Annotated in this window: 8 protein-coding genes; 5 read left to right on the top strand and 3 right to left on the bottom strand. The window is 74.0% G+C overall.

All coding sequences use genetic code 11. The features are described 5' to 3' along the window. The first annotated feature begins 6 nt into the window (after positions 1-6). Positions 7-2,238 (top strand): 1,4-alpha-glucan branching enzyme, encoded by a 2,232-nt coding sequence (gene glgB / locus HCJ92_RS06045; RefSeq protein ID WP_338054041.1) that lies wholly within the window; start codon positions 7-9, stop codon positions 2,236-2,238. Between the two features lie 71 nt (positions 2,239-2,309). On the opposite strand, the gene HCJ92_RS06040 is transcribed toward glgB, so the two are convergent. After that, on the bottom strand, positions 2,310-3,521 hold the full coding sequence (locus HCJ92_RS06040; RefSeq protein WP_167932387.1) for an amidohydrolase: 1,212 nt from the start codon (positions 3,519-3,521) through the stop codon (positions 2,310-2,312). 119 nt (positions 3,522-3,640) lie between these two features. On the opposite strand from HCJ92_RS06040, the gene HCJ92_RS06035 reads away from it, so the two are divergent. After that, positions 3,641-4,609 (top strand): serine/threonine dehydratase, encoded by a 969-nt coding sequence (locus tag HCJ92_RS06035; RefSeq protein WP_167932386.1) that lies wholly within the window; start codon positions 3,641-3,643, stop codon positions 4,607-4,609. 25 nt (positions 4,610-4,634) lie between these two features. Here the strand turns inward: HCJ92_RS06035 and HCJ92_RS06030 are convergent, their stop codons facing one another. Both HCJ92_RS06030 and HCJ92_RS06025 read right to left on the bottom strand, forming a co-directional pair. Next, positions 4,635-6,245 (bottom strand): alpha/beta hydrolase, encoded by a 1,611-nt coding sequence (locus tag HCJ92_RS06030; protein ID WP_167932385.1) that lies wholly within the window; start codon positions 6,243-6,245, stop codon positions 4,635-4,637. 243 nt (positions 6,246-6,488) lie between these two features. After that, positions 6,489-7,514 carry a 6-phosphofructokinase gene (locus tag HCJ92_RS06025; protein ID WP_167932384.1) on the bottom strand — a complete coding sequence of 342 codons (1,026 nt, stop codon included), beginning with the start codon at positions 7,512-7,514 and terminating at the stop codon, positions 6,489-6,491. A 398-nt stretch (positions 7,515-7,912) separates the two neighbouring features. Between HCJ92_RS06025 and pta the strand changes: the two genes are divergently transcribed. The 3 genes from pta (at position 7,913) to pyk (ending at position 12,911) form a co-directional block, all read left to right on the top strand. After that, positions 7,913-10,084, top strand: a complete 2,172-nt coding sequence (gene pta, locus HCJ92_RS06020; RefSeq protein WP_167932383.1) for a phosphate acetyltransferase — start codon at positions 7,913-7,915, stop codon at positions 10,082-10,084. Next, on the top strand, positions 10,081-11,370 hold the full coding sequence (locus HCJ92_RS06015) for an acetate kinase (protein ID WP_167932382.1): 1,290 nt from the start codon (positions 10,081-10,083) through the stop codon (positions 11,368-11,370). The genes pta and HCJ92_RS06015 overlap by 4 nt, the downstream gene beginning before the upstream one ends. A gap of 116 nt (positions 11,371-11,486) precedes the next feature. Next, positions 11,487-12,911 (top strand): pyruvate kinase, encoded by a 1,425-nt coding sequence (gene pyk / locus HCJ92_RS06010; protein ID WP_167932381.1) that lies wholly within the window; start codon positions 11,487-11,489, stop codon positions 12,909-12,911. The last annotated feature ends 186 nt before the right edge of the window (positions 12,912-13,097 follow it).

Genomic DNA, 13,097 nt, shown 5'->3' with positions numbered 1-13,097 from the left:
TCGTTGGTGAGGCTCACCCGCATCCGGGCGCCGCCCCGCCCGGTCGCCCCCACGCCGGCCGGCAGCGGCTCCCTCGCCGGGCACGATCGCGACCGGCTGCTGCGGGGTGCGCACCACGACCCCCACGGCCTGCTGGGCGCCCACCCCGCCCCCGGCGGGGTCCTGGTCCGCGCCCTCCGGCCGGGCGCCCGCTCGGTGACGGTGGTCGCCGAGGGGCTGCGGGCCGAGCTGGCCGCCGAGGGCGACGGGCTGTTCGCGGCGGTCCTGCCGGTGCCCGAGCTGACGGAGTACCGGCTGGCGGTCCGCTACGAGGGCAGCGCCGCCGCGCACCTGGTCCACGACCCGTACGCCTTCCTGCCCTCCCTCGGCGAGTTCGACCTGCACCTGATCGCGGAGGGCAGGCACGAGGAGCTGTGGAAGGCGCTGGGTGCCCGGACGATGACCCACCGGGGGGTGCAGGGCACCCGGTTCACCGTGTGGGCGCCCGGCGCGCAGGGGGTGCGGCTGACGGGTGACTTCTGCTTCTGGGACGGCACCGGCCACCCCATGCGCTCGCTCGGCTCCAGCGGCGTGTGGGAACTGTTCGTGCCGGGGCTCGGTGCGGGAGCGCTCTACAAGTTCGACATCCGCACCGGCGACGGCTCGCACACGGTCCGGGCCGACCCGATGGCCCGCCGCACCGAGTGTCCGCCGGCGACCGCCTCGGTGGTGGCGGAGGACGACACCTACGCCTGGGGCGACGGGCAGTGGATGGCCTCCCGCGGGCGGCGCCCGGCCCACGCGGCGCCGATGTCCGTGTACGAGCTGCACCCCGCCTCCTGGCGGCCGGGACTGGGCTACCGCGAACTGGCGGAGCAGCTCCCGGCGTACGTCGCGGAGCTGGGCTTCACCCACGTGGAGCTGATGCCGCCCGCGGAGCACCCCTTCGGGGGGTCCTGGGGCTACCAGGTGACGGGCTACTACGCGCCGACCGCCCGGCTGGGCTCCCCCGACGACTTCCGGCACCTCGTCGACGCGCTGCACCGGGCGGGCATCGGCGTGATCATGGACTGGGTCCCCGCGCACTTCCCGAAGGACGAGTGGGCGCTGGCGCGGTTCGACGGCACGCCGCTCTACGAGCACGCCGACCCGTTGCGGGCCGAGCACCCCGACTGGGGGACCCTGGAGTTCGACTACGGACGGCGCGAGGTCCGCAACTTCCTGGTCGCCAACGCCGTGTACTGGTGCCAGGAGTTCCACGTGGACGGCCTCCGCGTGGACGCCGTCGCCTCGATGCTCTACCTCGACTACTCGCGCGAGGACGGCCAGTGGTCGCCCAACGAGTTCGGCGGGCGCGACAACCCCGACGCCGTGGCGTTCCTCCAGGAGATGAACGCGACCGTCTACCGCAGGTGCCCCGGCGTGGTGACCATCGCCGAGGAGTCGACGGCCTGGGACGGTGTCACCCGCTCCACGGAGCACGGCGGTCTCGGCTTCGGTTTCAAGTGGAACATGGGGTGGATGCACGACTCGCTGGTGTACATGTCCAAGGAGCCGGTGCACCGCAGGTACCACCACGACGAGATGACGTTCTCCATGGTGTACGCCTACTCGGAGAACTACGTGCTGCCCATCTCCCACGACGAGGTGGTGCACGGCAAGGGGGCGCTGGTCTCCAAGATGCCGGGCGACTGGTGGCAGCAGCGCGCCTCGCACCGCGCCTACCTGGGCTGGATGTGGGCGCACCCCGGCAAGCAGCTGCTGTTCATGGGGCAGGAGTTCGCCCAGGGCGCCGAGTGGTCGGCCGACGAGGGACCGCAGTGGTGGGTCCTCGACGAGGGGTACAGCGCCGCCGGCGACCACCGCGGGGTGCGGGACCTGGTGGCCGACCTCAACCACTGCTACCGGGGCCACGGTGCGCTGTGGCAGCGGGACACCGACCCGGCGGGCTTCTCCTGGCTGGTGGGCGACGCGGCCGAGGACAACGTGCTGGCCTTCGCCCGGTTCGGCGACGACGGACCGCCGCTGCTGGCGGTCTGCAACTTCTCCCCCGTCGTCCGGCAGGACTACCGGATCGGGGTGCCCGGGGTCTCCGGCCGCTGGCGGGAGGCGCTCAACACCGACGGGACCCGCTACGGCGGCAGCGGCGTGGGCAACCCCGAGCCGCTGCGCACCGAGGCGGTCGCCTGGCACGGCCGGGACGCGTCGGTGCGGGTGACGCTCCCGCCGCTGGCGACCGTGTGGCTGCTGCCCGCCTGATCCGCTCACGACCCGGCCCCGGACCCTTTCGAGGGTCCGGGGCCGGGTCGTCGGCGCACCGCGCGGCGGCGTCAGTCGCGGTAGTAGGGGTCCGCGACCGTCCCGCTGCGCTTCGACTCGTCCCAGGTCCACACCTCGCGGCCGTCCACGAAGGTGTGCAGCGCGCGGCTCATCACGTCCAGCGGGTCGCCGGACCAGATGACCACGTCGCCGTCGAGACCGGGACGCAGCGCGCCGACACGGTCGTCGAGGCCCATGATCTCCGCGGGGTTGAGCGTGATCGACCGCAGCGCGGCGTCGCGGTCCATACCCTCCTTGACGCAGAGCGTCGCCTGGTGGACGAGGAAGTTGATGGGGATCACCGGGTGGTCGGTGGTGATGGCGACCTTCACCCCGGCCCGGTCCAGGATGCCGGGGTTGGCCAGGGTCCGGTGGCGCAGCTCGACCTTGCGGCGGGTGGTGAAGAGCGGTCCGCTGATGACGGGCACGCCACGCCGGGCGATGTCGTCAGCCATCAGGTGCGCCTCGGTGGCGTGGTTGATGACGACGCGGTAGCCGAACTCGTCGGCGAGCCGCAGCGCGGTGGCGATGTCGTCGGCGCGGTGGGTGTGCTGGCACCAGGGGAGTTCGCCGTCCAGGACGCGGACCAGCACCTCGGAGGTGTTGTCGCGCTCGAAGGGCTTGCCCTCGGCGGCGGCGTGGTCCCGGCGCGCACGGTAGTCCTGTGCCTTGGTGAACGCGTCCCGGATGACGGCGGCGACGCCCTGCCGGGTCGAGGGAAGCTGCTTCTTGTCGCCGTAGACCCGCTTGGGGTTCTCCCCCAGCGCGCTCTTCACGCTGACGGGCTGCCGGAGCAGCATGTCGTCGACGGTGCGGCCCCAGCACTTGACCGCCACGGTCTGGCCGCCGATCACGTTGCCGGAGCCGGGCTTGACGACCGAGCTGGTGACGCCGCCGGCCAGCGCGTCGTGGAATCCGATGTCGGCCGGGTTGATGGCGTCGAGCGCCCGCATCCGCGCGCCGTTGGGATCGGTCATCTCGTTGGTGTCCTGGCCCTCCCAGCCCTCTGCCTCCTCCGAGACCCCGAGGTGGCCGTGGGCCTCCACGAAACCGGGCAGGACCCAGCGGCCGGTGGCGTCGACCGTCCTGGTGCCCTCCGGGATCTCCACCTCGGCGTCGGGCCCCACGGCCGCGATCCTGCCGTCGGTGATCAGCACGGTGCCGCCCTCGATGGGGTCGCCGTCGACGGGCACCACGTATCCGGATGTGATTGCAACGTTCATGGGAGGAACCTAGCGCGAGGGGCCCCGCCCTGGGCAGGGCCCGACCGCACCGGACCGGTGCCCGCGCCACGACGCGCACCGGGGCGGGGCCGGTCGGCGCGGGTCGGGACGGGACGGGCATGCTCGTGGGTGTGATCAGCAACGACGACGTGACGGCGGCGGCGACCCGCATCACCGGCCGGGTGCGGCCGGTGGCGGTGGCCGAGGCGGGCCCGGGGCTCTTCCTGGCGCTGGAGCACCTCCAGCACACCGGCACCTTCAAGGCGCGCGGCGCGCTCAACTTCACCACCGCGACCTTCGGGACGGACGGTGTGTCGAGCCCACCGGGCGCCGCGCCGGGCACCCCGCCCGGGGCGGCGGCGGGGGTCGCTCTCGCCTCCGGCGGCAACGCGGGGCTCGCCTGCGCCTGGGCGGCCTCGGCCGCCGGGGTGCGGGCGACGGTGTTCGTCCCCACCACGGCACCGGCGGTGAAGGTGCGGCGGCTGCGCGAGCTGGGCGCCGACGTCCGCACGGCGGGGTCGGAGTACGCCGAGGCCGCCGCCGCGGCGCGGGCGTTCTGCGAGGAGACCGGGGCGGTGGCCTCCCACGCCTACGACCATCCGCTGATCTCGGCGGGAGCGGGAACGCTGGTGGCGGAGATCCTGGCGGCGCGGCCGGAGGTGACGACCGTGGTGGTGGCCGTCGGCGGCGGCGGGCTGTTCGCCGGTGTCTCCGCCGCCGCGGCGGCGCACGGGGTGCGGGTGGTGGGAGTGGAGCCCGAGGGCAGCCGGGCGCTGGGTGCGGCGCTGGCCGCCGGCGAGCCGGTGGACGTGCCCGTCGCGTCGGTGGCCGCCGACTCGCTGGGCGCGCGCCGGGTCGCGGCGGAGGCGCTCCGCTGGGCCGGTCGGGACCACACGCGGGCGGTCACCGTGTCGGACGGGGCGGTGGTGGCCGCCCGGCGGCGGCTGTGGGAGGAGCACCGCCTGGTGGTGGAGCACGGCGCGGCGGCGGCGCTCGCCGCCCTGGACGCCGGGGCGTACCGGCCGCAGCCGGAGGAGCGGGTGTGCGTCGTGCTCTGCGGTGCCAACACCGACCCTGGCGACCTGTGACCGCGGGTGGGAAGCCCGGCGCCGGTCACTCCCGGGCGCAGCGGACGTCGGTGTCGGGGAGCCGCCCGGTCGCGAGGTAGGCAGTGACCGCGTCGTCGACGCACCGGTTGCCCAGCACGCCGAAGACGGCGTGCTGGGTGGAGTCCTCCAGCGTGATCAGCCGGGCGCCGGGGCGGCGGTCCCGCACGGCGCGGGCGTGGTCGTAGGAGGTGCGGGGGTCGCCGGTCGACGCGACCAGCAGCACGGGGCGGTCGTCGTCCACCACCGTCAGCGGTTCCCGGGGTTCGGGCCAGTGGGCGCAGGGGGTGGTGTTGAACGCGACCGGGCCGGCGAGGGGATGGCGTGCGCTCTCGGCGCGGAGCGCGAGGTAGCGGGCGAGCGTGGTGCGCCGGTCCACCGCGTCGCCGCAGAGGACCGCGGTCTGGGCGCTGCCGAACGCGGAGTGGTCGTCGGTGAGCAGCAGCCGCAGCCGCCGGTCCAGGCTCTCGTGGGGGACGACGGGCTCCCCGTCGGCGGCCCGGGAGAGAAGCTGTGTGTCGCGGGCGAGGCCGTCCCGGGCCGTGTCCCGGTCGGTGCCGAGCGCGATCAGGTACAGGACGGGGGCGGCGCGGTGGTCGAGGTGGTGGTCGCCGACCCGCAGCGGGCGGGCGGTCGCGGCGCGGACGACGCGCTCGACCTCGCCGAGCACCGCGTCGGCATCGCGCCCCAGGCCGTACGTCCCGTGGCGGGCGGCGGTCCAGACGGCCCAGTCGCGCAGCGCGGCCTCGTTGGCGGCGGTCGTGTCGGCGAGGGGGTGTGCGCCGTAGCGCGCGGGGTCCATCACCCCGTCGAGGACGGTCCGGCCGAGTCGGTCGGGGAAGAGCTGGCCGTAGACCTGGCCCAGGTAGGTCCCGTAGGAGTAGCCCAGGTAGTGCAGCTGTTCGGCCCCGAGCGCGGCCCGTACCCGGTCGATGTCGCGGGCGGTCTGCCGGGTGGTGAGGTGGGGCAGGAGCGGGCCGCCGTTGGTTCGGCAGTCCTCCGCGAGGTCCCGCTGCACCGCGGATGCGGCGAGGAAGTCGAGCAGCCCCGTGCCCGCGGACCGTATCGAACTCCCGGTCGGCCAGCCGCAGTCGACGGGAGTGGAGCGGCCGATGCCGCGCGGGTCCATGCCGATGAGGTCGTAGCGCCCGGCCACGTCGCCCAGGGCCGCCGCGGCGTCGAGCGGGAGGTGGAGACCGCGGCCTCCGGGGCCGCCGCCGTTGATCAGCAGCGGGCCCTCGCCGCCGTCGGGGGCGGTGGCGGGCAGCCGGGAGACGGCGACGGTCAGGGTGGGGCCGGCCGGGTCGGTGTGGTCGACGGGGACGGTCACCTCGGCGCAGCGCATCCCGGCGTCGTCCAATCGGGCTCCGCGGGTGTCCGCCGGTCCTCTGGCGCAGTCACCCCAGCGCGGCGCGGCGGGGGCACCACCGGAGGCCGCCGCCTCCGCCGGACGACCGGGGTCCGCGGTGTGCGACGCGGACGCGTCCCCGGGGACGACGGGGCCCCGCGGCGCGGGCGACGGCGAGGCGGCGGCCGGTGGGGCGCCGGTCAGCGCGCCGGTCAGCGCGGTGGTGGCCGCGAGCGCGGCGAGAACGACACGGCGGAGCGGACGCTGCATGTGCAGACCGTAGTGAACTGCCCCTCGCCACCGGGCGGTCGGGGTGCCCGGTGGCGATCGTCGAGGGGCGTGTCGTGCCGATCCTCGTGGATCAGGCCGTGTCGTCCGGCGCGGCGCTCCGCAAGGCGCCGGAGCGCGGCTCCAACGGGGCCGCACTCGCGCGATCCGGGGACACGGCGACGTGCCGTGCCGTACGGCGCGACCCACGCACGGTCCGCACGGCACGCCCTGGGTGAACCGCCGTCAGAAGACGGCCTCGGTCTCCTCCATGCGGTGCTCGGGCACCGTCTTCAGCTCGGCGGTCGCACTGGCCAGCGGAGCCATGACGATGTCGGTGCCGCGCAGCGCCGTCATGTGGCCGAAGTCGCCGCGGTGGGCGGCCTCCACGGCGTGCCAGCCGAAGCGGGTGGCGAGCACCCGGTCGTAGGCGGTGGGGGTTCCGCCGCGCTGCACGTGGCCGAGGATGACCGGGCGGGCCTCCTTGCCGAGGCGGTGTTCGAGCTCCACGGCGAGCTGGTTACCGATCCCGGTGAACCGCTCGTGGCCGTACTGGTCGATCTCGCCGCGGCGGTAGCCCATCGAGCCGGGCTTGGGGCGGGCGCCCTCGGCGACGCAGATGACGGCGAACTTCTTGCCGCGGGCGAACCGCTCCTCGACCATCGCGCACAGCTTGTCGATCTCGAACGGCCGCTCGGGGATGCAGATGCCGTGGGCACCGCCGGCCATGCCGGACTCGAGGGCGATCCATCCGGCGTGGCGGCCCATGACCTCGACGACCATCACGCGCTGATGGGACTCGGCGGTGGTCTTGAGGCGGTCGATCGCCTCGGTGGCGACGCCGACGGCGGTGTCGAAACCGAAGGTGCGGTCGGTCGCCGAGATGTCGTTGTCGATGGTCTTCGGGACGCCGACGACGGGGATGCCGGCGTCGGAGAGCATGCGGGCAGCGGTGAGGGTGCCCTCGCCGCCGATGGGGATGAGGGCGTCCAGGGACAGCTCGCGGCGCAGCTGCTCGGCGTTGTCGCACGCCTCCCGCAGCCGGTCGCGCTCCAGGCGGCTGGAGCCGAGGACGGTGCCGCCCCGGGCCAGGATGCCGCTGACGGCGTTGATGTCGAGGGGGCGGTAGCGGCCTTCGAGGAGGCCCTTGAAGCCGTCCTCGAAACCGATGACCTCATCCTTCCGGTCCACGACGGCCCGGTGGACCACCGACCGGATCACCGCGTTGAGCCCGGGGCAGTCACCGCCCGCGGTGAGCACACCAATACGCATGAGGGACCATCTCCTGCTTCGCAACGGGATCGCTTCAGGTGTTGAATCGGCCGCGCCCTCGGGGCCGGGCCGATTGTTTCACGTGTTGACGGCAGGGCCGCGACGTGTGCGCGGCGGGCGACCGCTGTTCACCGCCGCGTCATCCGCAGACCGTACCGTCGCTCCCCGGGCCGGGCGCCGTCGTACCGGCGACCGGGCGCCCGCGGGGCCGTCCCGGCCACCCCGGCGTGACGCTCACCGCACCCGGACGGCCACCGCGCGTGGAACGGAACGCTCCGGGTACGGTCGGACAGCGGGACCAGCGGATCGGGCTACTCCTCGAACGGGTGCTCGGCGCGCGGCCCGCCGCCCCGCCCACCGGCCGGGCGGGCGACGCTGGACTGTGGAGGAGTGCGCACGTGACGCGCAGCGTGTACGTGACCGGGATCGGCCGCGGCGACGGCCGGCAGGTGGTCGAGCTGGGGATGATGGAACTGCTGACCCGGTTGGTCGACCGGGTCGGGGTGTTCCGGCCGTTGGCCCACGACGACCGGGACCCGGTGATGGAGCTGCTGCGCAGCCGCTACCGGCTGGCGCGCTCCACCGCCGACGCCACCGGCATGACCTACGAGCGGGCCGCCGCGCTCCAGGCCGCGCGTGGTACCGACGAGTTGGTTTCCGCCCTGGTCGACCGCTACCACGAGGTGGCGCGGGAGTCGGAGGCCGTGCTCGTCCTGGGAACCGACTACGCCGACACCGGTCTGCCGGCGGAGTTGGCGCTCAACGCCCGGCTCGCCAACGAGTTCGGCGCCGCCGTCCTGCCGGTCGTCGCCGGACGGGACCGCGACGCGGCCACCGTGGTGGCCGAGGTCCGCAATGCCCACCACGCCTACACCTCGCTGGACTGCGAGGTGCTCGCCACCGTCGCCAACCGCGTCCGCGCCGAGGATGCGGGCGAGGCCGCCGGCGCGCTGGAGCGGCATCTACCGGAGCCGGTCTTCGTGCTCCCCGAGGAGCCCGCGCTCGCCGCCCCCACCGTCTCCCAGGTGGCCCGCGCCGTGGGCGCGGAGGTCCTACTCGGAGACCAGACCGGGCTGGCCCGCGACGTGCGGGGGTTCGTCTTCGGCGGCGCCATGCTGCCGGCTTTCCTCCCCGCACTCACCGAGGGCAGCCTGGTGGTGACACCAGGGGACCGCGCCGACCTCGTGATCGGCGCGCTGGCCGCGCACGCCGCCGGTTCACCACCCGTGGCCGGGGTGCTGCTCACGCTGGACCAGCGGCCCGGCGACGAGACCATGGCGCTGGCCCACCGGCTCGCCCCGGGCACCCCCGTCCTCGCGGTGCCGGGTGGCTCGTTCCCGACCGCGGCGGCGCTGCTGGGGCTGGAGGGCAAGCTCACCGCCGCCAGCCCGCGCAAGGCGGAGATCGCACTGGGGCTCTTCGAGTCGCACGTGGACACCGCGGCCCTGAGCGGACGGCTCTCGGTGGTCCGGAGCGACCGCGTCACGCCGATGATGTTCGAGCACGAGCTGATCGAGCGGGCCCGCGCCGACCGCCGGCACGTGGTGCTCCCCGAGGGGACCGAGGAGCGGGTGCTCCGCGCCGCGGAGGTGCTGCTGCGCCGCAACGTCTGCAACCTGACACTCCTCGGCGGCGAGAGCGCGATCCGCCGACGTGCCGCCGAACTCGGCATCGACCTGCGGCTGCTGGCCGCCGACGAGCCCGCCGGCGACTCCGCCGCTGCCCACGCCCGGGTGGTGGACCCGGAGAGCTCACCGCTGCGGGAACGTTTCGCCGAGGTCTACGCGAAGCTCCGCGCGCACAAGGGCGTCGACTTCGACCTGGCGCACGACACCGTCTGCGACGTGTCGTACTTCGGCACGCTGATGGTGCGGGAGGGGCTCGCCGACGGCATGGTCTCGGGCGCGGCGCACTCCACCGCGGCGACGATCCGGCCCGCCTTCGAGGTGATCCGCACCAGCCCGGAGGCCGACGTCGTCTCCTCGGTCTTCTTCATGTGCCTCGCCGACCGGGTGCTGGTGTACGGCGACTGCGCCGTCAACCCCGACCCCGACGCCACCCAGCTCGCCGACATCGCCGTGCAGGCCGCGGTCACCGCCGCGCAGTTCGGGGTGGAACCGCGGGTCGCGATGCTCTCCTACTCCACCGGCACCTCCGGCTCCGGCGCCGACGTCGACAAGGTACGTGAGGCGACCGAGCTGGTGCGCTCCCGCCGCCCGGAGCTGCTGGTGGAGGGGCCGATCCAGTACGACGCCGCGGTGGAGCCCTCAGTGGCCGCCACCAAGCTTCCCGACTCGCAGGTCGCGGGGCGGGCCACCGTGCTGATCTTCCCCGACCTGAACACCGGCAACAACACCTACAAGGCCGTCCAGCGGTCCGCGGGCGCGGTCGCCGTCGGGCCGGTCCTCCAGGGGCTGCGGCGCCCGGTCAACGACCTGTCGCGCGGCGCGCTGGTGCAGGACATCGTCAACACCGTGGCGATCACGGCCATCCAGGCCCAGCAGCAGGCCCGGTCCGCGAACGCGGCCGGCGCCCCCCAGGAACAGCAGAAGCGGAGCGGCGACGCATGACCCCCCAGCCCGACGAGCGGCACGACCCCGGCACCGCGCCGACGGCCCCGGTGCCGGGGCCGGACGCCACCCGCGTCCTGGTCCTCAACTCCGGCTCCTCGTCGGTGAAGTACCAACTGATCGACATGGCGGACGGCAGCCGTCCCGCGGCCGGCATCGTGGAGCGGATCGGCGAGGACGCCTCCTCGCTGCGGCACGTCCCGGCGGACGGCGAACCGCGCGAGACCGTCCGGCGGTTCACCGACCACGGCGAGGCGCTGTCCGCGGTGGCGGAGGAACTGGCCGCCGACGGTCTCGGCCTGGACTCGCCCCGGCTGGCCGCGATCGGCCACCGCGTGGTCCACGGCGGGCAGCGGTTCACCGCCCCGACGGTGGTCGACGACGAGGTCCTGGCGGAGGTGGAGCGGCTGGTGCCGCTGGCGCCGCTGCACAACCCGGCCAATGTCACGGGCATCCGCACCGCCCGGAAGCTCAACCCGGGGCTGCCGCAGGTCGCGGTCTTCGACACCGCGTTCCACACCACCGTCCCCGAGCACGCCGCGCGCTACGCGATCGACGTGGAGACCGCCGACACCCACCGGGTGCGGCGCTACGGCTTCCACGGCACCTCGCACGCCTACGTCTCGCGCCGCACCGCGGAGCTGCTGGGACGTGACCCGGCCGACGTCAACGTGATCGTGCTGCACCTCGGCAACGGCGCGTCGGCCTCGGCTGTCGCCGGTGGCCGGTGCGTGGAGACCTCCATGGGGCTGACGCCGCTGGAGGGGCTGGTCATGGGCACCCGCTCGGGCGACCTGGACCCCGCCGTCATCCTGCACCTGCACCGGGTCGCCGGCATGGACATGGACGCCGTCGACGAGCTGCTCAACAAGCGCTCCGGGCTGGTCGGCCTCTGCGGCGACAACGACATGCGGGAGATCCGTCGCCGGATCGACGCGGGCGAGGACGACGGCCACGACGGTGCGGACGCCCGGCGCGCGCAGCTGGCGTTCGACGTCTACGTCCACCGGCTGCGCAAGTACCTGGGCGCCTACGTCGCGGTGCTGGGCCGGGTGGACGCGGTCGCGTTCACCGCCGGCGTCGGGGAGAACTCGGCGGAGGTGCGGGCGGCGGCGATCGCCGGCCTGGAGGTGCTGGGGCTGGAGATCTGCCCGGACCGCAACGCCGAACGGTCGCGCGAGGCCCGACTGGTCTCCCCGGAGTACGCTCGGACGGCCGTGGCCGTCGTCCCGACCGACGAGGAGCTGGAGATCGCCGCCCAGACCTACCGCCTGCTGACCGGCTGAGTCCCGGGTGGTCGGGCCGGGCCCGCGCCCCGGTCCGACCACCGCGCGACGCGGTCGGAGGCGCGATCGGGACCCACGATTATTCCGCCGCTGAACAAACCGATAGGATCGCTGGCATGCGCCGTTCCAAAATCGTCTGCACCCTGGGTCCCGCCGTAGATTCCTACGAGCAGCTGAAGAACCTGATCGAAGCGGGGATGAACGTCGCCCGCTTCAACATGAGCCATGGCACCCAGGCCGAGCACGAGGAGCGCTACGAGCGCCTGCGCAAGGCCGCCGACGAGACCGGCCGTGCCGTGGGTGTGCTCGCCGACCTCCAGGGCCCCAAGATCCGGTTGGAGACCTTCGCCGATGGTCCCGTGGAGCTGGAGCGGGGTGACACCTTCACCATCACCACGGAGGACGTCGCCGGTGACCGCACCATCTGCGGCACCACCTACAAGGGCCTCCCCGGCGACGTCGCCAAGGGCGAGTCGATCCTCATCAACGACGGCAACGTCCACCTCCAGGTGACCGAGGTGTCCGGACCGCAGGTCCACACCATCGTCATCGAGGGCGGTGTCATCTCCGACCACAAGGGCATCAACCTGCCCGGCGTCGCGGTCAACGTCCCCGCGCTGTCCGAGAAGGACGTCGAGGACCTGGAGTTCGCGCTCCGGATGGGCAGCGACATGGTCGCGCTCTCCTTCGTGCGCAACGCCGACGACGTCCGCGACGTCCACGAGGTGATGGACCGCGTGGGCCGCCGCGTCCCGGTCATCGCCAAGGTGGAGAAGCCGCAGGCCGTCGAGAACATGGAGGAGGTCGTCCTCGCGTTCGACGGTGTGATGGTGGCCCGGGGCGACCTCGCGGTGGAGTACCCGCTGGAGAAGGTCCCGATGGTGCAGAAGCGCCTCATCGAGCTCTGCCGCCGCAACGCCAAGCCCGTGATCGTCGCGACCCAGATGATGGAGTCGATGATCACCAACTCGCGCCCCACCCGCGCGGAGGCGTCCGACGTCGCCAACGCCATCCTCGACGGCGCGGACGCGGTCATGCTGTCGGCGGAGTCCTCGGTCGGCCAGTACCCGATCGAGACCGTCAACACCATGTCGAAGATCGTGATCGCCGCCGAGGAGGAGCTGCTCAGCCGCGGCCTTCAGCCGCTGGTCCCCGGCAAGAAGCCCCGCACGCAGGGCGGCGCCGTCGCCCGCGCGGCGTGCGAGATGGCGGACTTCCTCGACGGCCGCGCCCTGGTGGCGTTCACCAAGTCCGGTGACACCGCCCGGCGGCTCTCGCGCTACCGCGCCTCGCAGCCGATCCTGGCCTTCACCACCGACGCCTCCACCCGCAACCAGCTCACGCTGAGCTGGGGCGTGGAGACCTTCGTCGCCCCGCACGTGGACCACACCGACGAGATGGTGCGGCTGGTCGACGCCGAGCTGCTGCGGCTCAACCGGTTCCACGAGGGCGACCTGATGATCATGACGGCCGGCTCGCCCCCCGGCGTGGTCGGCACCACCAACATGGTGCGCATCCTCCGCCTGGGCAGCGACAGCTGACTCCGTTCCTCCCCCGTGCCGGCTCCCGGCACACCACGGACGCCCGGCCCGGCCCCCGGACCGGGCGTTCGCCGTGAGCGGGCGGGGCCGGAGGCCGGGACGCGGCGGCGGCGGGCAGGAACGTCCGCCGCCGCACAGCGGACCGCACCGGACCGCCCGGCGTCGCGGTTGGTGTCGCCCCACCGA

The sequence above is a fragment of the Streptomyces spiramenti genome (assembly GCF_012034385.1).
GTDB classification, from domain to species: Bacteria; Actinomycetota; Actinomycetes; order Streptomycetales; family Streptomycetaceae; genus Streptomyces; species Streptomyces spiramenti.
Note: the sequence above shows the minus strand (reverse complement) of the source record. Positions and strands in the feature narration are given on the sequence as shown.